This is a genomic window from Vibrio sp. 10N.261.51.F12 (assembly GCF_041471725.1).
Lineage (GTDB): Bacteria > Pseudomonadota > Gammaproteobacteria > Enterobacterales > Vibrionaceae > Vibrio.
Genome location: NZ_JBFROV010000031.1, coordinates 76504 through 97429 on the forward strand (window position 1 = coordinate 76504; position 20926 = coordinate 97429).

Here is a 20926-nt window from a genome sequence, read left to right on the forward strand (position 1 = left end):
GTTGATTCGTTCACCGCCTACTGTTTAGTCACTGTTAGCAATGGTGCGGATGTCGATGCGGTATTCAGTTTGAACTGATAACTGCCATCCTCTTCAATGGTAATCGCTAAGTTCGCGCTATCCGAACCAACATCCATGGTCATCTCTGTTCCAAGAACAACCTGACCATTTCCCCCAAAGTTGGTTGCCGCACCCCAGCCTGCATCGGCAATTTTCATTTCATAACTGCCCGCTGTTAGGTCAAATGAGAGTGCATAAACATCATTGGCAATGTAGCCAAATTTTGCAGCAGAGTCTTCACTTGGTGTATCCCATGAGGTAATCGTGCCTCTAAGATAAAGAGCCGTATCACCAAATGTCGGAGCATCATCAGATTTTGTTACGGTGATGACTGGTTTTTCAATCGAATCATCTTGTATATAAGCTGCATTAAAAACGAAGTTATACTTGCCAGTTTGCTCTACCGTCAACTCACAATTATCACCAGTGCCAAGGTCGAGTGAGTTATCACTGATATCAGCAGAGCCGCAACCGATATTAGGCGCACTCCCGTTGCTATCAGTAAATTTAAACGCATGAGTTCCAGCGTCTAGTGTTGCCGATAATTGATATAGACCGCTTCCGACAAACGTCATCGCCCAATCAGCGCTGTCAGACCAATCATTCATCGTGCCTTTAACATAGACCGTCGTATCACCAAATGGGGGAATTATCGTGATATCTTTGTTTGACATATCAACCGGTAAGCCAGCACCTTGCGCCCCCTCTTGCGGCTGAACGAAAACAGCCGTTGTCAACGCCGGTACTGAAAATGTTTCGTTGTTGAACGAAGCACGTTGTACCGTGGCGTCAGCCGACGCTTTTTGGATACTATGCAATTCAAACCCCTCAACACCTGTCATGGTGAAGTCTTGAGTTTCCGCTGTCGAGTTAATCACAACAACAATGGCGTCATAGTTAGTATCTAAATCAGCCCCTGCCGATGTGCCATCGTCAATGCTCATTACGATCAAACCTTGAGTTTGGTCAATACCAACATTTCTGAAGTCGACTCGATTCATCACCTCTGCCGCACTGTTTAGTCTAAACAACGGGCTTTCGCTACGAATCGTCAATAGCTCTAAAAACTGCGCCTTGGCCGTCGCAATGTCATCACTACTTGGCTCTGCGGAAGCATCAGCAACAATCGTTTTTATTAAGCTCCAATTTGAACCATCTTTATCTTCTCTCGGTAAACCCACGTTCCAGTTGTTGTCTGAACCATCAAAACGGACGCGGTTGTACCAATCGCCAGAATCATAAGAGTCACGCTGCATTGACTTAGAACGAAGCAACTCAGAACCCATATGGATAAATGGTATACCTTGCCCCAACATAACGGTAGAAAGCGAGAGCGTTTGCATACGTGCTCGGTCGGCCGAAGACGTGCCTGTCGCTATTTTATAGGCGTTGTTATCCCAAAGTGTTTGGTTGTCATGCTTAGAGACATAAGAAATGTTCTCTGATGGGAACTTGGTGTAGCCCGCAGGTGCGCCGTTGTAGTCAACATCCTTACCGGTTTTAGTGCTACCAGTGAAATCCACCAAGATATAATCGGCTAGGTTACCCGCCATCCCCAAACGAACGATATCTTGATTGTGCAGCATAGCATCAGTAGTTTCTTGAGAGCTGGTCACTTCTTCATTGATATAAGCCGCGTTACCAAACCCTTGGTTGAAACGCAAAGGGTGCTTACCATCACTGTTTTGTCCACCATCGAAAGGACTTCCACCGCGTACCGCATCACGAAGTCTATCGGAGAAGGTGCCAATTTCTGTGCCGGCCATATTTAGCTGGTTAGCTTGATCAAAACGCGCATTATTCGACACTTCACCAAAGTCCCAGCCTTCGCCATAGAACAGGGTATTAGGGTCAATAACTCGAACTTCTTTCAGCGCCTGAACCATCAAGGACTTAGGTTGATGTCCCATCAAATCGAATCGGAAACCGTCGACCTTATAATCGTCAGCCCACACTTTTAATGAATCGACCATCAACTTACCCATCATCAGGTTTTCTGTTGCGGTGTTATCACAGCATGTTGAGTTCTCTACGCCACCCGTATTCACGTTAAGGCGGTGGTAATAACCAGGAACAATTTTATCGAGTACTGATTTGTCGTTCACGCCTGATGCATTGGTATGGTTATAAACCACGTCCATTACCAGCTTAAGCCCCATATCATGGGAAGCTTTCACCATTTCACGGAATTCTTTAATGCGAACCGACCCTTTTGCGTCTGTTGCATAGCTGCCCTCTGGCACAGTGTAATGGTAAGGGTCATAACCCCAGTTGAAGCTATCCAACATACGAAGATCATTCATCAATGCTTGCGCGCTGCCTGTACTTGGGTCATAGCTTTCTAGCAAGTCCTCAATAACCTGCGAGGAATCCGCCGTTGAACAAACTGACGCAGCGGGCGATGCGCTACATAAGTCACCAACAGTATCCGTAATGTCGACACTGTTTTCTTCGTCAATCGTTGCGATATCAAAAGCAGGCAACACATGAAGCGTGGTCAGCCCCGCATCTTTGAGAGCCTGGAGGTGTTTCACTGATTCACGAGAAGGCTCAGTAAGTGCTAGATACTTCCCATTAAGAGCACTGGTACCCATTGTGTCGCTAAAGCTGAAGTCACGAATATGTGATTCATACAAAACGTGATCTTCGTCGTTCACTACTTCCGGGCGATCATGCGCATCGCTCCCCCAACCTTCAGGCATCAGGCTCGGGTCATTTAAATCGATAACTTGAGAATAACGAGAATTAACAGAAAGGCTGACAGAATATGGGTCGGTCACTAATCGCTCTTCAACTACTTGAGTTGTGGGATGATAAACTTTCACATTATAACGATAGAATTTAGTCACAACGCCACTGACAACGTCAGATGACCACACACCATTGTCAGCGTTTTCAGTCATGCTAACCGTGTCTTCTAGTTTTTTGTCGGCATCGTAAATTTCTAAAGCGACAGATTGCGCCGTTGGAGCCCAAACTTTAAAAGTCGCATCACTACCGGAGACCAGCGCTCCCAGCGTCTCATTGATTGCATTACCCGTTGCTTTATCCACGAAGACCGCATCTAAAACACCTGGTTTCTGAACTTCTGTTGCTGCTATTACTTCACCATCACCGTTGTAAGCTGCAACGACTATCTGAGATTTCAAAATGTCGCGTAATAATTCATCACTGACATCCAGCGAAGCTGACTTTAAGCCACTTAAATGTCTGAACCGCAGCTTAAGCTCTTCTGACAAATCGCCTTCAACGTTCATATCGACCGAGTCACCACCGACGATATTTTTGTCATCATCCATGGTAATCGAGCCACTTTCGCTATAAAACAAACTGATTTTGTTGGCATTAGCCGCAGCTTCCCAAGCGATTGTGTCAGCCTCTAACCAGTGCGCTTTTTGTCCATCAATAACGACTGGGCGTTCTGCAATAGGCTTATAGTACAACTCACTACTGCCGTGGAAACCAAATAGCCCTTTACTGTCATCCAGATTGTTCAAAAGCAATTTTGAATTCGAGCTCCCGAATGCTTTCTCATCTCCTTTATGCAAGATAAAGTTCATACAATTATGTGGGTCAGAGGCATCTGGATTTACGTTCAAGACGTAATAGGCACCATATGTCTCACTCACACCATCCGCTTCCTTAGGTGCATCCCAAGACGTTCCACCATCTGCAAGCCCCATTGCTTCGAGATCGGTGCTGGTACACCCTTCACCGTTCCACAGATGTAAACCCCACCCGTCATAAGCTGAACCAGACGTTGCCGCTACGTCTTGTTTATAATAAACCACCACTTCGTTTTGGCCTGCTTCATACAAGCCCTCGATGTTTCCGCCCGTATTACCGCCTGTACCTCCACCTGAGTTGTCATTGCTGTCATTACAACCCGCAATAACGGCAACAGAGAGTAAAGGGATGAGTGTTTTCGCGATTACTGATAATTTAAATTTGTTATTGTCCACTTAGCAAACCTACTTATTATTTGTATATGAGTTACTAAAAACATGTTAAATAACAGTGGCGCCCACATAATGAGATGTAAGTATGTAAACTTTATGTATCGAAAAAAATTTCATCTACGCTGGCTCACCCTCACAAAATAACGCGTTATGAATGGGTCACTCTGAGAGCAATCGCACATTATTGTTTTAAAAATTCAAAGGCGTAGAAACGAGGGATGAGAAGTAAGGGCTTAGAGGTCAGCCTTCAATTAGAGAGTGTTGTCAACTTTAGTACACCACTTAATTATCTTAGATAATTAACTTGTCAAACCAAAACAATAACAAGAGGTACAGAGGTACAGAGGTACAGAGGTACAGAGGTACAGAGGTACAGAGGTACAGAGGTACAGACTAAGTAAGTCAATGCGACATGGGAAGTAACAAATGAAGGTGTTTTTACAACAGAAGAATTAATGGAGGCGCCTCCCGGAGTCGAACCGAGGTCCACGGATTTGCAATCCGCTGCATAGCCACTCTGCCAAGGCGCCATTATGAGATGTTTGCTGAAAGATGGTGCCCCGGGCCGGACTTGAACCGGCACAACGCGAACGTCGAGGGATTTTAAATCCCTTGTGTCTACCAATTCCACCACCAGGGCACATGCAAACACCATCTCCTCACATTTGCCGTGAGGACGAGGCGTACTTTACGTGATTCTGATTTTGAGTCAATAGTAATTTTAACTCATTTGATTCAAGTGGTTAAAAACCAAACCATTAGGTTAGCGTTACACTCATCATATCTAATTTTTAACCCATTCACGTCTTCTGTGTATTGCGGTGACTCATACATGCACGAAAACGTACTGACGCAATTTAAATGGTGTCAGTCCTGAATAGAAAAAGAAATGTCCTAAGACTAGCGGTCAAGGCGCTATGAACCTTAGCCGAACCGCAGATCAAACTTACATGATGTATAGAAATTTTTATGGTAAATAAGCGCCAGAGTATAAGCGCTGTATAATAAAAGGCGACTAGAGATAGTCGCCTTTGTTTTTTTCAATCCAGTGTCACTGAGCACAGCTAAATCCTACGCACAGAAAGCAAAATCATCAAATTATTGCTTCACACCTTCAATATGCAGTTCCATATCAACATAGCTAGATGCACCCATAACCGGGATTTTAAAATCAGCAAGCTCTAGGCGTGTCGTACCGTAAAATCCAGCACGTTCACCACCCCATGGGTCTTGACCTTGGCCAATAAATTCAGCGTTGATTGTGATTGGCTGTGTCACACCATGAAGCGTCAAATCGCCCATAATGTCCATAACGCCTTCACCCTTGTCTTCTACACCAGTGCTTTTGAAGACGGCTTCAGAAAATTTACTTGCATCAATAAAATCAGAGCTTCGAATGTGCTTGTCACGTTCTGCATGGTTTGAATCAAGACTGGTTGTATCAATCTTAACTTCCACAGAAGACGCATCAATATTGGCAGGATCAAAACTGAACTGACCTGAAAAGTCATTAAATCGACCTTGGATAAAGCTATAACCCAAGTGACTCACTTTAAAGTTCACCGAAGCATGGGCACCTTTAGTGTCAATCGTATAATCAGCCGCGTTTGCACCAAGTGGTAACATCATTGCCACTGCCATTCCTGTTGCGATTAGTGTCTTTTTCATTTCGAAACTCCTAACATTTTTCGAAGGGTATTATCTTTATTGATAAAGTGATGCTTAAGTGCGGCCAACGCATGTCCCGCTGCCGTCAAAATAACAAACCAAGCCGCATAAAAGTGAACCTCACCTGATATGTCCGATTGATTTGGAAATAGTTCACCCAATGCTGGTACGGTGAACCATTCAAATACTTCTATCCCTCTTCCATCAGAGGTTGATATCAAATAACCGCTCACAAAAATAACTAACAATGCAACGTACATCAGGAAATGCCCTATCTTAGCGCCGAGCTTTTCGATAGAACTCCCCTCTACGCTTGGCGTGGGTGAAACCTTATTCCAGACGAACCTAAATACCGTAACGGCAGCCAATAATATGCCGACCGACTTATGCCAATGGGGAGCGGTTTTGTACCACTCACTGTAGTAAGTCAAGTCGACCATCCAAGTGCCTACCGCAAACATACCAATAATCACTAGCGCAGATAGCCAGTGTAGAGCACGTGATAACGCATTGTAATTTTTTGTCGAGCTTGTTGCCATTTCCAATTCCATTTATTGATACCAATTATCATTCGCTATATTAACGACTCTTTAACGATTGATATATAGTATTTACTTTAATTGACAATTCGACGACATCCGTAGGTTGATGAAGTCATTCAGATTTTTTGAACGAGTTATGTCCTGGTTAGGTAAGTGGCTTCGTTAATCGACCGGCATTTCTATTTCATATAACTCGTCCGTAATATCCAAAACGCGACGTTCAAACACCTGTTTCGCATCGTCCAACCCCTTATTATAAAAGGCTGGGCCCATTTTCTTCACTATAAAGTCGAGCAAAAACTCCGCATCAAATTGTTCTAGTTCATGCTCTAATTCGTCAGAAAAATAGTGTTGTAAGTCACGTATAATTTGTTGCCTTTGTTGTTTTTCAAACATAATCGGTATCTCGCTTGTGTTGTGTATTAATAATTACTTACAGTTTAAACCGCAATTCTTTTAAGGTCTTTGAGAGTCCAGAATAAGTCTATCCAGTTCTCACAATTACTATTGGTATAGATTCTTTGTTTCATTTTTGAAACTAAACTACTATGCTGTACACAAATTTATGGAGGAAACATGGACGTAGGGTATCAAGAACGTATCATTTCGTTGATCAAAGAACACGAAGTGACCAATCACGAGCTAGCTGAAGCAGTCGGTAAAGGAAAAGCCACCATCGGTCGATATCTAACAAAAGGGGCGACACGAACCTACCCTTCAATTGAAGACCTCACACTAATTGCTGACTATTTTAAGGTTCAAGCCCATTGGTTATGTTTTGGTATTGGTGACAAACACACACAAGCCCAAACATTAACAAATGCTGTGCAAGCTGGTGCAACGACCGTTAAAGTATACAAGCGTAGTCAAGTCACCCCTCTACTCCTCGGTGATAACGTTGTATCTATGGGGGCGATTCCAGTGCCACCTGAACATAGTAATTGTTTTGGAGTGGTCTATCCTGCTGCTGGTTCAATATCGTATAAATGGGATTGTGTTGCCTTAGTTGAGCAAAGTGAGAGCTGGTTAAATGACGATATCGTGCTCGCTCGATTACCAGGAAACCCCACCCCTGACTTCTTCACTTTAGTAAAGATTGGCACTGTCATTCACGTTTGGTATGGCGACGACACAACTAAAAATGCCATTCATCAAGTATTAGATAACGAGATCGAGATCATTGGGGTTGTCAGATGGGGAACCTGGTCTAGAAGGTCCTGATCAAAAGACAAAGTATTACCACTCAATACCGCGAAGCTCTCAATAAGAATAGGTTAAGGAAAACCCCGTGCTTTTGGATGTTGTTGTTCACAGCTTAAACCAATTTCAAGATGACTGTTTGAACCTATGTGCGCACCACTACCCGGCGGTGCACAATAAAGGGATGACAGAACATCATCTAGGGCTTGCCTTTGTCAAAAGGCTCGTCAGTAATCAAAGCACCGAACAACATTGCGAGTTCGCGCCTATAGAGATGCGTCGTCAATCGGATGCTCCACAACATTATCGCGTGTCGTCATCTCAAGGAACAGTTTGGGTACTCACTCACCATTTTGTTAACGCCAGCCCATCGAGTAGAGCCCTACTTTTTGAAAAGATTCAAGAATGGCAACTCGAATATAGTTACGCGATCCAACCGCATGATTTACTGGTTTTAATTGCTGATCACTGGATAAACCGGAACATTTTCAGTCGGGAAATTATCCATTGGTGGACGCACCAACTCCCGGAAGATTGTGAATTGTATGCACAACAAGGCGTAAAACTGACCGAAAGCACCGACTACCTGCGCCAAAATCTATTAACACGAAATCGGTTGACCCCTCGTTACATTCACTACTCTCATCCTATTAAACGCACGCAGCAACGAGATTCCCTCAAAAAATATGTACAGCTCTATGCCATTATCCAAAGCTGAACGTTGAATTTACGGATTGTCATGAAACTTTAACGCTAATTTTTCACAGTAATCTGTATGTTTGCGTTATCTCCGTCTTAATAGCATGCCTCTTTGATGAAAAGCCTGAAGCGATACCAATACGAAAAGTACGCCGTGTTATGTAATCTTGCTTACCCGCGAGTTTTTAAGCAAACACGTTATGGGTTTGACCCCAACGGTCAAAGAACCATAACAAATCGTCATGGTAAAACTGTGGTTCGTATTTTGTGGAGCAAGGAGCACGAAGAAGCCATTATTGTCATCAAAGGCTCACATAGCCCTAGTGATTGGTTGTTGAATTTAGCGTTGTGGAAGCGCTCATGCCAATTATTTGGCTTAGACTATTCTATTCACGCCGGATTTCATTTCATACTTAACCAAGAAAGCCAACCCAGTCATAAGGCTGATGTGCTTGGCCTATCTCTGTTTGAAAGGACTATCGCCATTGCAAGTGAGCTTATTGAAAATGGTAAACGCATCACCGTAACTGGGCATTCATCGGGTGGTGCCATTGGATGTATCATTGCTGATGTCCTTGAACAACGATACCCAAAATCTATTAAACGCATTGTCACATTTGGTCAACCGGCTATCGGCGGTTGGCGATTCAAACAACGCTACAAATTGGCGCACAAAACCTACCGAATATGTTGTGATTTAGACGTCGTCACGTTTCTTCCCCCCTTCCCATTAATGTACTGGCATGTCGGAAAAATGCTTTGGCTTTATAATGGAAAGATCTATGAGAACACGCCGTCTTTTGTTCGATTTGGACGTTCGCTTATTTCTTGGTTAATTCGTCCTTTTTCTTATCACTTGATGAGCAAATATATCCGTAATAAGGATTATTTCGACGATCGATAATAATAAATCACGAAAATACGGGTGAGATCTCAAAAATAAACTCTTAAGCTTACGTAAGCACCTGTTTTTATAGATTTAGCAGTTTTTGTTGCGCCTTCCATAAAGACCATCAATAAATACGATATAAACAATAAAAAACAAGAGTCTACTCACCAGTTATTCAATGAAAATGACATAGTGAACGTCTCAGTGCTAACAAAAATAGCAAATACCAATGCATATATACCAACACATTGATAGAGATAATTTGACATATTTGTAACTCATGACATAGTTATCCAACTATATCGAATACAAATGTTATCTCATGCTGCTCAAAGACAAACACCAGTTCACTCAATGCATCAAAATTGACGACTCCGGTTGTTACATCGCCATGTATAAAAACTACGTGATGAAAAGTGTTTTTCAACCTATCTTTTGTTCGTCCGGAAGAGTCATTGGATTGGAAGCCTTAGTCCGTTTATTCGATAATCACGGTCACGCTATCCCGCCAAATTTATTTTTCCAAAACGAAAACATTCCTCTTTCAGACCAACTCAATGTTGATCGATTAAGTCGAGTGATTCATATTCGAAATTTCAGTATGTCTAGTTACCGGGAGAGATTACTATTTCTGAACTTCTTACCGATTTCTAGTGAACGACTAGCCGCCGAAGGGTTACATTCATCATTATTAATGTCACGTCTCAAAGCACTTCAAATCGACTGCAAACGTGTTGTTGTTGAGTTGGTTGAGCTGACGTCATTTAGCCCAAAAACATTGGCCTCTGCTGCCAGACATTTGAGCGATGCCAGCTTCCTCATTGCGATTGATGATTTTGGTTGTAAGGAATCGAACCCCGAAAGAGTCGCATCCATTCGACCTAACATTCTCAAATTTGACCGCCAACTCCTGCTAGATTACATCGATGGTGACACTGTTAATTTAATGCGAGGCATTGCGTTAGCAAAAGCGAGCGGAGCAAAAACGGTTATCGAAGGGGTAGAAACAGAAGAACAACTTAAGATAATGAAAACACTCGGGTTTGATTTTTACCAAGGCTATCATCTAGCAATGCCAATGGCGCTCGAACCTAGGTTAAAACAAGTGGTTTAACACTGAGCACCACCACGAGTTATTGATATCTACACGTTGAGGCCCAGTGACTAACCATATATGCCGCTGCACATTACAGTGCCTCACCGGCTTTTAGAAACGCTTTCCGAGCATAAACGTAACGCCCTCTCGCGTCTTGCCGCTTTGTGCCATCAATGATGCTTCCCAATTCTCAGCGAAGGCTTTTTGTAGTCCCACCATGGTTGACCATCGACTAGACGATTGTGTTGCGCTGAATTTGATATCAGCCAATTGACCTTTTAATTGTTTTTGATAATCCTGATATTGCCCTCCTATAACGATGCGCCACCCACTATCGCCAATATTCAAGCCCACCAGCGGAGTCACTACGAGCGCATCTAAGCTCACCCCCACTCCTGAAACAGACGTAGAGACATACTGCGCATCAATCGTAGCAAAGTAGTTTTTGTGTCCATAGGCCAACGTTGACCCAACCGCTGTAACGGTTGAGGTTGTGGCCATGCCATTCGCTTCCAAGCGGGCTATGTTGTCGCTATCAAGTCCTGCCACCCCTATCGAGATATTTGATGATGTCACCGCCTTCCCAACCATGGCGTTAAATCCCCAAAATGGTAAAAGCCATACATCAGCTCTGACGGCTACGATACTGGTTGTGTTCGTTGTAGAGCTTCCACCACTTGGTAACACGTCATCAACAGGTTCGCCGTCTATTTTAAAGTCACCAAGGTTCATCAAATCTTCTTGTTGGTGAGTAAACAGCGAGATCCCTACTGGCTTGGGTAGCTTAATACCCATATCTCGAACACGATCGCCATAAAATGGCAAAGTACGCCCGTAATCTTCGTCACTTGAGATGTTGCGATCCGCCGCATCCGCTATATTGTTAAAAAGCAGCGTTAACGCAGTGAGTAATAGCGATACGGCTAGCAATAATAACCGCTTAAACCACGAAGAGAGATATTGTGTGTTCACATGAATAAACCTACCGAGAAATGGGTCGGTGATTCTAACAAGCATATGAAAACAAAAATAATTTCCATTTAGCATGAGACAAGGGTTGAAAATACACTCTATCGATACAACATCATTCATAACAAGGAGGTGACAGTGTCGACTACACCATCAAAATTAAGATTATTTTCGCAAGGTGTTTTGGCCATGATGCCCCTTAGCCTAGCGGTTGTCCCATGGGGATTTTTAGCCGGTTCCTTTGCCATTGAGTCGGGTCTAACACCGCTGGAAGGTCAAGCAATGAGCGCTGTCTTATTTGCTGGTGCAGCACAACTCGTCGCGATGGGCATGATTAAATCCGGCGTAACTATTATGACGATGGTGATTACTATTTTCTTCATCACTTCTCGTCACTTTCTTTATAGCCTGTCAATGAGAGAACACATTTCATCGTTGCCATTAAGATGGCGATTAGGATTGGGTTTTCTACTCACCGACGAGTTATTTGCTTTGTGTGGCCACAAAACACCTCAACAGTTTGACCGCTGGTTTGCATTTGGTGCTGGAATATCTTTCTATGTTATCTGGAATGTCGCAACACTAGTGGGCCTCATCATTGGTGCTCAAATACCCGACTTGCAACAATACGGCTTAGAATTTGCGGTTGCCGCGACGTTTATTGCCATTGTCGTACCCAATATTCAATCGATACCAACTCTATTAGCGGTCGTATCTGCGTTAATGACTTCGGTTGTACTGGCGGTTATGAATGTTGAGTTAGGACTTGTTATTGCCAGCGTTGTCGGCATGAGTGTGGGGTACTTTAGCGAAGGTCGACTAGGTAATAGGAAGTATCGCTCATGATATTTGGGGTTATATTACTGCTTACTGCTATCGTTTTTATCAGCCGCTATCTCTTTTTAGAACCCAAAGTACCGTTAAGAATTAGTGCTAGCACCAAGCGATTTCTCAGCTACGCCAGCCCAGCGGTGCTCACCGCAATTTGGGGCCCTATCGTATTTCTTCCGCATGGTGAACTCAATTGGAACGATAATTTACCTTATTGCTTAGGCGCAGTCTTTGCCATAGCCTGCGCACGAGTGACAAATAACGTATTGGTCACGACCATCATCAGTATTCTGGTGTTTTTAACACTCAAGGTTTGGGTATTTGCGTCATGAAAGCTCAGTAGATCGTTAACTCTTTGTCGATCGTCAACTCTTTGTAAATCGTTAAATTTATTTTGGATTACCCTCATCAAGCTCTCGCTTTCTTTTCGCACGATTAGATAGTCCATTTGGCGGTTTGACTGGCACAGCCCGCCTTTCATGCAGCAGGTGGCGAATCGATAAAATTGGATGAGGCAACAGCATTCTAGGGCCCGCGTAACGCATAACCACTTGCATCTGCGATTTTGGTTCCGGCTTATAACAATGAATGGGGCATTTATTGCAGGTAGGTTTCGTTTGTCCGTAAGGACAGCGGTCTAATCGCATCTCTGCATAATCGAGCAACGCTTGGCATGATTCACAGAGACCACCTGACTGATGATGGTCTCGACAGTAAATCGCAACCATCGCCTGAACCGTTTTAAACTCTGTTGCTAGCTCGTCAGAAAGCAATATCGAGGGTATTAGTTTCATTCTTAATAAATCAATAATGAGTCTTCAATAGGTAAATAGTCATCGGCCACCTCGATGAGGTTGTTCGCAGTTAATGCACGTGCACTTATGACGGTCACCTTTTTGCCCAACCGCTGCTGAATGCGTTCAACCAAAATCTGAAAGTCACCATCTCCAGACAACAACACGATTCTATCAACATTAGCTGCCAACTCTATAGCATCAAGCGCGATACCTACATCCCAATCGCCTTTTGCACTACCATCAGAACGTTGAATAAAAGGCTTGAGGTGCACCTTGAACCCAATGCCTCTTAATATATGGTGGAATTGTCGTTGCTTAGGATCCGTCGACGAAATGGCGTAGGCGTTGGCCGAATCAATTTGATATCGCTCAGAAAGTTGGCGCCATAAAGCGTTGTAGTCAAAGCGACTTTTGAAAGCTTGACGTGTTGTATAATAGATATTTTGTACATCAACCAGTACGGCAATTGTTTCCATAATTCAAACCTAAGCGGATTTTTTAGCATCATAGCAGATCTAAATCGGTAAAGGGCTCGCTTAATTATTCCCTCAACGCAGAAGACGAAAGACCAACCTCTTTCAGTCTTTTGTCTTCAACGCTTCTCTCTATTTACGTAAGGCTCTTAACCTTACGCACGACGGTTGAATTTACGCCAGACCGCTAGCCGTCACTCTTTTGTGCTAGGTGGCTACTGACCAAGCTAGCTACCATAATAGCCAGATAAAAACTTCCCGTGATAGATTCCAAAAAGACAAAAAATTTGGGAATGGCCAATGTTGGGGATATATCCCCATAGCCAACCGTAGTAAGCGTGATAAAACTGAAATAAATGACCTCAAAAAGGTTGTCGAGCCAAGGTTTATGAGCGAGGCCATTAAAGGGGTCGACAAAAATTTCCAGTTGAATGAGATAAATGAACGTAAAACTCAATCCAAATAACAAATACACACAAATTGAGCCAACAATCTGATTCAGTGTCACTGTTTTCGCCATGACCACTTGTCTCAGCGCGGAATACGTTTGTGCCAGTACAAACAACAACATGGCGGACATAGTAACCAATGACAGGTCATGGTCTTCAAACAAAGAAATCGAACCAGATATAACGATCACTAACAGCATCACGGCGTACCATGACCGATAAAAGGTTTGTTTTCGTTGAACACCCACAATTGATGTAGACATACATAGTACCAATAGCGCAAGCACATAAGATTGTGCCTCGTCTTTAAATTGGTGCACGACCGCGCTTAAAAAAAAGAGAACCAACAACGACACAAGTAAGAAAAAGAAATTATCGTCTTTTGTCACCAATTTCACGTTAATACCTCCTAAAGCATTTCTTTGGCAATGAGATGCAACAAATATGTTTCACGCTCAATACTCATCCCTTTTTTATCACTCTCAATGATGGTTTTTTCATTAAATGCGATGGCTTCATGAATATCAATCCAAACGGGCTTCATTCCATTTTTTACTTCATAGTCCTCATAAGCTGTCTTACCTAATACTTTGTCTACTTTGCATGAGTAACAATACGAGACCATATGTACGACATCGGCGTTGTCCTTATGCCATGGTCGGAATTCTTCGTAGATTCCGTACGGTTTGATGCCATGAATATTTTGGGCCCCTGTCTCTTCTTCCAATTCTCGCACCATCCCAGCAATAATATCTTCCCCTTCGTCCAATCCGCCACCAGGTAAAGAATAGTCGTGGTAACGCTCTGTGAACAATAACAAGATTTTTTCGCCATCGATTGCAATCGCACGCGTCGCCTTTCTTTGAAAAATAACCTTGTCATCTAAATGCTCGATCGACGGGTGAATCGCAGTGGTTATATGTCGCATGTCTTACTCTGTATAGTCGTAATTTTCGGTAAGTCTATCATAGTCTCTACGCAATACCCTTCATGACTTCTACCGTGAATTCACCGTGTAATCCCAGACGTAAACGCAACGTATTTGGTCGTCAGATTAATAAGGCAAAACCATTTAATGTAAGAATAATAGTCACAACTCTCAATTTATACGTTTCAAAGACTTAAATAGTAAAATTTTTACCTAACATGAACACTTTTCTTTCGTAATCTCCTACACTTATGCGAAAGCCTGATGTGAAATAGGAGTAAAGATGAAGAAAGTACAGTGGGTTATGGCGACAGTCGCGCTTGGAATGTTAGCTGGATGTGCAAGTGAGCCCGATAAATACGATGTCGATGAGATAACCGTCATTAGTGATCCCGCTTACGTATATTGTGTTGAACAAGGCAATAAACTCGCTCGCTTCACTGAAAACGGCAAACGCGTACCGTATTGCATTATCTCGGATGATGAAAAATATACGGTTTGGGATTACTACGAAAACCGTAATAAAGAAGATAAAAATTAACGATAGCGATACCTATCAGCGAAAGAGCATTGAACTCAATGCTCTTTTAATTTTCGGCTAAACAATACCGCCTGCCTAACTACTTCTCGCTAAAGCGACAGCTAACCAACGACTTCGCTAACAACGTCGCCCCACTGTGGATTAATAGACTATTTATTTGTAAGTAACTAGCGATGCAATGAATATTATCAATAACAGCTGATTTCAATCAGATTACTATCCGGGTCAAGGAAATAAAGTGAAGTGATCTCTCCCTTTGCGCCTGACTTTTTAACGGGTCCTTCCACTATCCTTACTTTCTCTTTGACTAAATGCGCAGCTACCTCAGCTAACGTCCAACAAGTTATTAAGCATAAATCCCCAGCTCCAACTCGTGCATGGTTTCGAGGTTCTTGCCCAAGTAACTGAAAATTGATTTTTTGATGACCAAACTTAACGGCCCGCCGCCCATTCGCAAACGACACAGCCTCCATCAGTAACGCTCGTTGATAAAAGCGTACAGACTCTTCGATATTAGACACGGTAAGCACTAGCTGATCAATATGGGATATCATGGCTACTCCTTTTGAATTGGCGAACCTGCTTTACCCATTTAGGCTAAGTTGGCTAATAATATCAATGACTACAGGTATCACAGACACCACCAGCAGACCTGCCATAACATAATTAAACCATGCACGATTTCTATCACTATTTAGCCATTTCTTAACCATTGAACCAAAGAGTAACCAAATGCCAACACAAGGAAAAGACACCACAAAAAACGTCAATGCTATCGTCAGGTTTTGGCTATAAAAGTTGGACCCAGACGTCGTAAACGCGGCAATGGCTCCCGTTGCGACCACCCAAGCTTTAGCATTGACCCACTGAAAGAGTGCTCCTTTAATAAATGAGAAAGGACGAGCTTGAGATGATGTTCGAACTGAACCGGATGAATTTGCAATCAACCAAGCCAAATACAATAAATAGAACGTACCGATGCATTTAATAATGAGATGTAAGCTAGGAAATAACTCAAAAAGCTGTGCAAAACCCAGCCCAACAAGCAATAACATGACGGCAAAACCAACACAAATACCTATCAGCAACGGTAAGCTTTTTTTAACGCCAAAATTCACGCCTGAAGTCATCACCATGATGTTATTCGGGCCAGGCGTGACGGATGCAGAAAACGCAAAGAGCACGACCGTGAGAAAGTATTCCATTTACCAATCCATGTTAATGTCAGCATTAACACAAACATGGGGATTGCATAATATTTAGTCAACCCCTGTTTATCATTAACCCCAGTTTGGCTCTCTCAACTTCATAAAAAGACCGAGATAAAAATGCCCACCGAACTGAGGTGGGCACGAATCGCCAAAACTAACGTATTAAGTCAACCAATGCTTACATGCGCCTAAGGGGCTGCACAACACTCTCTAAACCTTCTATTTTTAGACACAAGCACAACTTGAGCAGCGAACCAATTTCTCCCTCAGGAAAGCCCTTCTTATCGAACCAAAGCAGGTATTCTTCGGGCAGGTCGATCAGCACTCGCCCTGCATATTTCCCAAAGGGCATTTTCATTGTCGCCAGTTTTATCAGGTTCTCTTTATTTAGCATGGGACTTTTATGGACTCTTGTGAATGAAGTCAGGCTACGTTACTGAGTGCTTTCTAATGTCACCCCTAAACGCTCTACCCACCAATTTATCACATCTTTGGCGTCATCTAAGGAATCAATCATTGTCGACATGTCTTTATTACCTGAACGACGATCAATAACGGCAATAATAGGGTCATCTGTTATTGAGTCTGAGACCATAAGCTCGATAGTGGCCTTACCGACGTTGGTGTGCTCTCCCGTTGTGATTTTAGATATCGTCGAAATACCCAAGCCAACAGGCAAAATGCTGCTTGTGACCGCAAGCACGGGGTTTGGTGTCTCTATATTACTAATAGCGATACTGATTCGCAGTGTGCTATCAGATGGAGTATCAACAATACGTTTATAACTAGAGAGCTTCTCTGACAACTTAGTTTTCAAGTGCTCTGTAAGTAAGGTAATTTCATCATCCGATAGTTCGCTCTCTTCAACGACGACATAGATACGATCCAGAACCACGCTATCATAACGCTTTAAAATTGATTCCAACTCATCTTTTGAGGTGATGTCTTCTCTAGACCAAATGAGGTCAACGCCGCCCTCAGGCCCCGCTCGAAAATCATTGTAACTTTTGAAACGCGCATTGTCGGGAGAAGGTTTAAGCGCACAGCCCGTCATTGTCATCGCCGTGAGCAAAACGCCCAATATCCATTTATTCATATTAATTCTTACTTGATAATGTCGAGCATTGATAGAACACGGCCAACCAAATGGTTTTCTCTTTGTTTGACGTCGATTTTACCCGATGTTTTGTATTCGCTGGAATGTTGACATAATCGCCCGCCTTGAGCGTTATTTCACACCCATCAGCGTATTCAATCACACCCTCACCTTGGATTACAGACACCCACTCGTGTTCATCTTGATTGTACCAATCGTCAACAGCACTAGAATGTCCGTCAGAGACAATCCTTTCTATTCGAATATTCGAGTGCTTTTGAATATCTTCAAAAAGTTCGTTGGCAATGACATCTGGGATACCACTAAAAAGATTACCTCGTTCCATTTTAATTCCAAATCGCTTTAAAGGAATGTTTATGATACCAAACATTATACAGAACAACAAACCGTATAATGTTTGGTATTATTTTCTGGTGTGCTGGTAACTCGTCCATTTTAATCATTTACGGTTTAATTCGTTATCGACGATCTTCAGGAAAAAAAGACCCGCTAAAAAGCGGCCCTCAGTCAACAAATTTAACGTTGAAACAACCAGATCTTGGTTCTATGTAAACCAACCAAGTTGATATCTTTGCGAAATCATAAAATTAGTTTAATGCTATCGGTAAGAAAGCTTCTCACACTATTCTAGCACTCATTATTTTATATTAACGTTCGATATTCGTTAATGAGCCACCTATCTCAAACTCACTTTTGGACAGAGGCCACTTAGCTTATCGCTCTTCAAACCATCTCTATTAGGCCGTCATCTTCGTCCAGACGAGGATCTTCATCAGCGTATGACTCACTTAAATAGAAATGAACGACATTAAAATAGGTCCACAACGCGCTGACGAAGATCCCCTTTTTCAAGGGGATGACGGTTAGTTTTCATTGGTGGGAGCTGTAAAATGACAGAGTCTATTCTTTATTGACCAAGACACGCTAACGGAAGCTGAACTGGCACGCTTTTGGGCAAATACTTATCTAAACCTAATCACATCACAGTTTCTATTTTCGAGCGGACAGTCTACGCACACAATCAAAATCAACCGTTTTTTAAAGTTCAATCGGCTAAATTAATACTTTGGGGGTTATGAGCTTGTAATTTAATTATGTTTCTACAGCGACCAAAACCACACAACGATGAAACTCTAGAGAGCTTCCTTATTCGGGTCGCGAACAAAAACGGCTATGAAGACGTACACTGTTTTTGTAATGATCTAGTATATTACTGAATGTGCGAAGATAACTGTTGGATGACCAAGAGGGACAAAAGATGAAGATTGCTGTTACTGCCGCAAGTGGGAAGTTGGGCTCTGCTATCGTAGAAGCCACCGTCAAATTAACCTCAAAAGATCAAGTGATCGCTCTAGCAAGAACCCCAGAGCGAGCTCTTGGCTTGGGTGTCGAAGTGCGGCCGGGCGATTATGAGGATGCTCAGCAGCTCGAACAATCATTACAAGGTGTGGATGTGGTTTTGCTAGTGTCTGGTATGGATGCTCCGGATAAGCGTATTGGACAGCACCGCAATGTGATTGAAGCCGCTAAAAAGGCAGGCGTGAGAAAGATCGTTTATACCAGTGTGCAAGGCGCCGAGGAGAACACGGCATTTTCTCCTATCATTCAAAGTAATCGTCAAACAGAGCAAGATGTTCGTGAGAGCGGACTTGAATGGGTGAACGGCCGCAACGGTATCTATATCGAACCTGACATCGAATATATTGAGAGCTATAAGAAAGCGGGGAGCATCTTTAATTGCGCAGGTGAAGGCAAGTGTGGTTATACAACTCGCGAGGAGTTGGGTTACGCTTACGCGCGCATGCTCGTTGAAGATAGGCATAACGGCAATACCTACAATCTGCACGGTGATGCTATTACCCAAGCACAGCTCACGGATTACATGAATGACGCGTTTGGGACCGATCTTACATTCACGTCGATGAGTGTTGAAGAATATCGCTTAGACAGAGTCACTGAATTAGGTGACTTTATTGGAACGGTTATCGCTGGTATTTATCAAGGTATCCTTGAAGGTAAGTCGGATAACCCTAGTCATTTCGAACAAGCTGCAGGACGCAAGCATGTTAGCTGGCAAGATTACTTTTCAAAGCTTAAATCTCAGCAATAGCTTCTGGTAATTCTCTTCATACAATGTTCAAGAGATAGAAAGTCTGGCGCTTGGCCAGACTTATTCGTTGTTGGGATAACCTGTCTTAGCTTTAATAAGGCTTAAAGCGCTTGCTCTACCTTGGTGGCGACACTTGCTTCTACCCAAGGCTTCCATACCTGTGGTGAGGTTTCTAGAAAGTAATACATGGCTTCTTCGGCGTCGGCTTGGTTGTCTTCCATCCATGCCAGTAACTCGCTCATTTTTTTATTGGTAAAACCACGTTTTTCAAAGTATTGGTAAGCAAGAGGCTCATTATTAGCAAAGGCTTCTGTAGTGATTGTGTGGACTGGTGCTGGTGGGTACATGGTCACTTTAGGGGACTCACAATCAGGTTGTGTCGTACAGTTACGGAACTCTTCAATGTCTGTACCGCTTCCGAAATCAACCTTAACCATATCGTATTTACCTAACACAGGTGTTGGTGACCAATAGTAACCAAACCATGGCTTTTCACGTTCGTAAGCTTTTGCAATGGTTCCTGCAAGTGCAGCACCTGAACCCGGATCAACCATTTCAAACCCATGTTTATCTAAACCCATAGCATTAAATAAGTGTTCGGAGGTTATCTGGCATGTCCATCCTGCTGGGCAGCCATAGAATGCAAACTTTTCATCGTCTTCTGGGTGTTCGAATAACTTAGCGTGTTTGATAACACCTTCTATTGTCGTCATCTCTGGATACTGTTCAACAAGGTAGTTGGGTACCCAGAAACCCTCTTCACCACCGTTTACTAAAGCCTTACCCGCGTAACGTAGACGCTTATCCGCGACCCCCTTATCTAACGCTTCTTTGATGCCATTAGTCCAAAGCTCTGGCGCAATATCAGGTTGACCTTTTTCTATCATTGATGTGCCCGTAGGGACGCTATCGCCGGGGATTAAATCTGCTTCACAACCGTAGCCGTTATTCAAAATGAATTGGTCAACATGGGCAATAAGGCTTGCTGAGTTCCAGTTCATGTCTGCAATGGTGATCTCTCCACATTCATCAGCACTGGCGCGGGCAGAAAACGCAGCAAGGAGCGCGATGGGAAGCATGAGTTTGTTAATCTGCATTGACGTAATTCCTTTTCTTATAAGAAGCTTATTCGCTATAAAAACAGAAATGTGTGGCAGATAAAAGAGACTGAGATCTAAATTTAAACAATTTGTGATCCGCACCAGCAGACCTAGACACTGAGTTAAGTCAGCTGGAATCCAGATGATTGACGTTCAATTAACTCATCATCTAGCTCTTCACAAATTTTCTGCAGGCTTTTTGAAATCGCACTGGTTATTTTACCCATGCGCCTTGCAGTTCGACTCATATTTTGAGTACGTGCTTAATCAGGGCAAGATTACGAAGC

At 43.0% G+C, this 20926-nt stretch carries 23 protein-coding genes, 2 tRNA genes and 1 pseudogene; 8 read left to right on the forward strand and 18 right to left on the reverse strand.

The features are described 5' to 3' along the window. Nucleotides 1-17 precede the first annotated feature (17 nt). The 6 genes from pulA to AB4405_RS17010 form a co-directional block, all read right to left on the reverse strand. Complete coding sequence (gene pulA / locus AB4405_RS16985) at nt 18-4022, reverse strand: pullulanase-type alpha-1,6-glucosidase (protein WP_372061959.1); 4005 nt, start codon at nt 4020-4022, stop codon at nt 18-20. A gap of 453 nt (nt 4023-4475) precedes the next feature. Further along, a tRNA-Cys gene (locus AB4405_RS16990) sits at nt 4476-4549 on the reverse strand. A gap of 23 nt (nt 4550-4572) precedes the next feature. After that, a tRNA-Leu gene (locus AB4405_RS16995) sits at nt 4573-4659 on the reverse strand. A 458-nt stretch (nt 4660-5117) separates the two neighbouring features. Next, complete coding sequence (locus AB4405_RS17000; RefSeq protein ID WP_372061961.1) at nt 5118-5687, reverse strand: YceI family protein; 570 nt, start codon at nt 5685-5687, stop codon at nt 5118-5120. After that, nucleotides 5684-6226 (reverse strand): cytochrome b, encoded by a 543-nt coding sequence (locus tag AB4405_RS17005; RefSeq protein ID WP_372061963.1) that lies wholly within the window; start codon nt 6224-6226, stop codon nt 5684-5686. Before AB4405_RS17005 ends, AB4405_RS17000 begins: the two co-directional genes overlap by 4 nt. A gap of 165 nt (nt 6227-6391) precedes the next feature. After that, the gene (locus AB4405_RS17010; protein WP_372061965.1) at nt 6392-6625 is read right to left on the reverse strand and encodes a DUF2164 domain-containing protein; all 234 of its coding nucleotides are present in this window, start codon (nt 6623-6625) and stop codon (nt 6392-6394) included. A 180-nt stretch (nt 6626-6805) separates the two neighbouring features. Between AB4405_RS17010 and AB4405_RS17015 the strand changes: the two genes are divergently transcribed. The 4 genes from AB4405_RS17015 (at nt 6806) to AB4405_RS17030 (ending at nt 10131) form a co-directional block, all read left to right on the forward strand. After that, complete coding sequence (locus tag AB4405_RS17015) at nt 6806-7450, forward strand: helix-turn-helix domain-containing protein (RefSeq protein WP_372061966.1); 645 nt, start codon at nt 6806-6808, stop codon at nt 7448-7450. A 67-nt stretch (nt 7451-7517) separates the two neighbouring features. Next, the gene (locus AB4405_RS17020) at nt 7518-8147 is read left to right on the forward strand and encodes a hypothetical protein (RefSeq protein WP_372061968.1); all 630 of its coding nucleotides are present in this window, start codon (nt 7518-7520) and stop codon (nt 8145-8147) included. Between the two features lie 96 nt (nt 8148-8243). Then, the gene (locus AB4405_RS17025; protein WP_102470227.1) at nt 8244-9032 is read left to right on the forward strand and encodes a lipase family protein; all 789 of its coding nucleotides are present in this window, start codon (nt 8244-8246) and stop codon (nt 9030-9032) included. 307 nt (nt 9033-9339) lie between these two features. Then, entirely contained in the window at nt 9340-10131 is a 792-nt protein-coding gene (locus AB4405_RS17030) for an EAL domain-containing protein (RefSeq protein ID WP_372061969.1), read from the forward strand. A 93-nt stretch (nt 10132-10224) separates the two neighbouring features. Here the strand turns inward: AB4405_RS17030 and AB4405_RS17035 are convergent, their stop codons facing one another. Further along, nucleotides 10225-11085: a hypothetical protein gene (locus tag AB4405_RS17035; protein ID WP_133148240.1), complete on the reverse strand. Its 861-nt coding sequence runs from the start codon at nt 11083-11085 to the stop codon at nt 10225-10227. Nucleotides 11086-11199: 114 nt separating this feature from the next. On the opposite strand from AB4405_RS17035, the gene AB4405_RS17040 reads away from it, so the two are divergent. Beyond that, entirely contained in the window at nt 11200-11928 is a 729-nt protein-coding gene (locus AB4405_RS17040; protein WP_372061988.1) for an AzlC family ABC transporter permease, read from the forward strand. Further along, nucleotides 11925-12245: an AzlD domain-containing protein gene (locus AB4405_RS17045; protein ID WP_372061970.1), complete on the forward strand. Its 321-nt coding sequence runs from the start codon at nt 11925-11927 to the stop codon at nt 12243-12245. Before AB4405_RS17040 ends, AB4405_RS17045 begins: the two co-directional genes overlap by 4 nt. 57 nt (nt 12246-12302) lie before the next feature. Here AB4405_RS17045 and AB4405_RS17050 read toward each other — a convergent pair whose 3' ends face one another. The 4 genes from AB4405_RS17050 to AB4405_RS17065 all read right to left on the reverse strand — a co-directional run bounded on the left by AB4405_RS17050 (nt 12303) and on the right by AB4405_RS17065 (nt 14560). Beyond that, complete coding sequence (locus tag AB4405_RS17050; protein ID WP_372061971.1) at nt 12303-12707, reverse strand: nitrous oxide-stimulated promoter family protein; 405 nt, start codon at nt 12705-12707, stop codon at nt 12303-12305. A 2-nt stretch (nt 12708-12709) separates the two neighbouring features. Beyond that, nucleotides 12710-13186 (reverse strand): NYN domain-containing protein, encoded by a 477-nt coding sequence (locus tag AB4405_RS17055; protein WP_372061973.1) that lies wholly within the window; start codon nt 13184-13186, stop codon nt 12710-12712. A gap of 184 nt (nt 13187-13370) precedes the next feature. After that, on the reverse strand, nt 13371-14030 hold the full coding sequence (locus AB4405_RS17060; RefSeq protein ID WP_372061974.1) for a potassium channel family protein: 660 nt from the start codon (nt 14028-14030) through the stop codon (nt 13371-13373). A gap of 11 nt (nt 14031-14041) precedes the next feature. Then, nucleotides 14042-14560 (reverse strand): NUDIX hydrolase, encoded by a 519-nt coding sequence (locus AB4405_RS17065; RefSeq protein ID WP_372061975.1) that lies wholly within the window; start codon nt 14558-14560, stop codon nt 14042-14044. A 283-nt stretch (nt 14561-14843) separates the two neighbouring features. Here AB4405_RS17065 and AB4405_RS17070 point away from each other — a divergent pair, with 283 nt between their 5' ends. Beyond that, the gene (locus AB4405_RS17070; RefSeq protein WP_102470219.1) at nt 14844-15101 is read left to right on the forward strand and encodes a DUF333 domain-containing protein; all 258 of its coding nucleotides are present in this window, start codon (nt 14844-14846) and stop codon (nt 15099-15101) included. 188 nt (nt 15102-15289) lie between these two features. Here AB4405_RS17070 and AB4405_RS17075 read toward each other — a convergent pair whose 3' ends face one another. The 5 genes from AB4405_RS17075 to AB4405_RS17095 form a co-directional block, all read right to left on the reverse strand. Next, on the reverse strand, nt 15290-15655 hold the full coding sequence (locus AB4405_RS17075) for a VOC family protein (RefSeq protein WP_372061977.1): 366 nt from the start codon (nt 15653-15655) through the stop codon (nt 15290-15292). 30 nt (nt 15656-15685) lie between these two features. Then, nucleotides 15686-16306: a LysE family translocator gene (locus AB4405_RS17080; protein WP_372061979.1), complete on the reverse strand. Its 621-nt coding sequence runs from the start codon at nt 16304-16306 to the stop codon at nt 15686-15688. A 184-nt stretch (nt 16307-16490) separates the two neighbouring features. Next, the gene (locus tag AB4405_RS17085) at nt 16491-16706 is read right to left on the reverse strand and encodes a DUF3820 family protein (protein ID WP_102470216.1); all 216 of its coding nucleotides are present in this window, start codon (nt 16704-16706) and stop codon (nt 16491-16493) included. Nucleotides 16707-16745: 39 nt separating this feature from the next. After that, a complete protein-coding gene (locus AB4405_RS17090) occupies nt 16746-17408 on the reverse strand; it encodes a DUF3313 domain-containing protein (RefSeq protein ID WP_102470215.1) in 663 nt (220 codons plus the stop codon). 1 nt (nt 17409) lies between these two features. Beyond that, a complete protein-coding gene (locus AB4405_RS17095; protein ID WP_372061981.1) occupies nt 17410-17754 on the reverse strand; it encodes a cupin domain-containing protein in 345 nt (114 codons plus the stop codon). A gap of 933 nt (nt 17755-18687) precedes the next feature. Between AB4405_RS17095 and AB4405_RS17100 the strand changes: the two genes are divergently transcribed. Next, nucleotides 18688-19539 (forward strand): SDR family oxidoreductase, encoded by an 852-nt coding sequence (locus tag AB4405_RS17100; protein WP_372061983.1) that lies wholly within the window; start codon nt 18688-18690, stop codon nt 19537-19539. 101 nt (nt 19540-19640) lie between these two features. On the opposite strand, the gene AB4405_RS17105 is transcribed toward AB4405_RS17100, so the two are convergent. Together AB4405_RS17105 and AB4405_RS17110 are read right to left on the reverse strand one after the other, a co-directional pair. Further along, nucleotides 19641-20636 carry an ABC transporter substrate-binding protein gene (locus AB4405_RS17105; RefSeq protein ID WP_372061984.1) on the reverse strand — a complete coding sequence of 332 codons (996 nt, stop codon included), beginning with the start codon at nt 20634-20636 and terminating at the stop codon, nt 19641-19643. A 125-nt stretch (nt 20637-20761) separates the two neighbouring features. After that, nucleotides 20762-20890 (reverse strand): annotated as a pseudogene (locus AB4405_RS17110) (LysR family transcriptional regulator); the annotation flags it as partial. Nucleotides 20891-20926: the final 36 nt, after the last annotated feature.

Bases quoted from the DNA above. Each gene is read 5' to 3' on its own strand.
- AB4405_RS17000 (WP_372061961.1), bottom strand. From the start codon at position 5,687: ATGAAAAAGACACTAATCGCAACAGGAATGGCAGTGGCAATGATGTTA.
- AB4405_RS17005 (WP_372061963.1), bottom strand. From the start codon at position 6,226: ATGGCAACAAGCTCGACAAAAAATTACAATGCGTTATCACGTGCTCTA.
- AB4405_RS17010 (WP_372061965.1), bottom strand. From the start codon at position 6,625: ATGTTTGAAAAACAACAAAGGCAACAAATTATACGTGACTTACAACAC.
- AB4405_RS17015 (WP_372061966.1), top strand. From the start codon at position 6,806: ATGGACGTAGGGTATCAAGAACGTATCATTTCGTTGATCAAAGAACAC.
- AB4405_RS17025 (WP_102470227.1), top strand. From the start codon at position 8,244: ATGAAAAGCCTGAAGCGATACCAATACGAAAAGTACGCCGTGTTATGT.
- AB4405_RS17030 (WP_372061969.1), top strand. From the start codon at position 9,340: ATGCTGCTCAAAGACAAACACCAGTTCACTCAATGCATCAAAATTGAC.
- AB4405_RS17045 (WP_372061970.1), top strand. From the start codon at position 11,925: ATGATATTTGGGGTTATATTACTGCTTACTGCTATCGTTTTTATCAGC.
- AB4405_RS17050 (WP_372061971.1), bottom strand. From the start codon at position 12,707: ATGAAACTAATACCCTCGATATTGCTTTCTGACGAGCTAGCAACAGAG.
- AB4405_RS17055 (WP_372061973.1), bottom strand. From the start codon at position 13,186: ATGGAAACAATTGCCGTACTGGTTGATGTACAAAATATCTATTATACA.
- AB4405_RS17065 (WP_372061975.1), bottom strand. From the start codon at position 14,560: ATGCGACATATAACCACTGCGATTCACCCGTCGATCGAGCATTTAGAT.
- AB4405_RS17070 (WP_102470219.1), top strand. From the start codon at position 14,844: ATGAAGAAAGTACAGTGGGTTATGGCGACAGTCGCGCTTGGAATGTTA.
- AB4405_RS17075 (WP_372061977.1), bottom strand. From the start codon at position 15,655: ATGATATCCCATATTGATCAGCTAGTGCTTACCGTGTCTAATATCGAA.
- AB4405_RS17080 (WP_372061979.1), bottom strand. From the start codon at position 16,306: ATGGAATACTTTCTCACGGTCGTGCTCTTTGCGTTTTCTGCATCCGTC.
- AB4405_RS17085 (WP_102470216.1), bottom strand. From the start codon at position 16,706: ATGCTAAATAAAGAGAACCTGATAAAACTGGCGACAATGAAAATGCCC.
- AB4405_RS17090 (WP_102470215.1), bottom strand. From the start codon at position 17,408: ATGAATAAATGGATATTGGGCGTTTTGCTCACGGCGATGACAATGACG.
- AB4405_RS17095 (WP_372061981.1), bottom strand. From the start codon at position 17,754: ATGGAACGAGGTAATCTTTTTAGTGGTATCCCAGATGTCATTGCCAAC.
- AB4405_RS17100 (WP_372061983.1), top strand. From the start codon at position 18,688: ATGAAGATTGCTGTTACTGCCGCAAGTGGGAAGTTGGGCTCTGCTATC.
- AB4405_RS17105 (WP_372061984.1), bottom strand. From the start codon at position 20,636: ATGCAGATTAACAAACTCATGCTTCCCATCGCGCTCCTTGCTGCGTTT.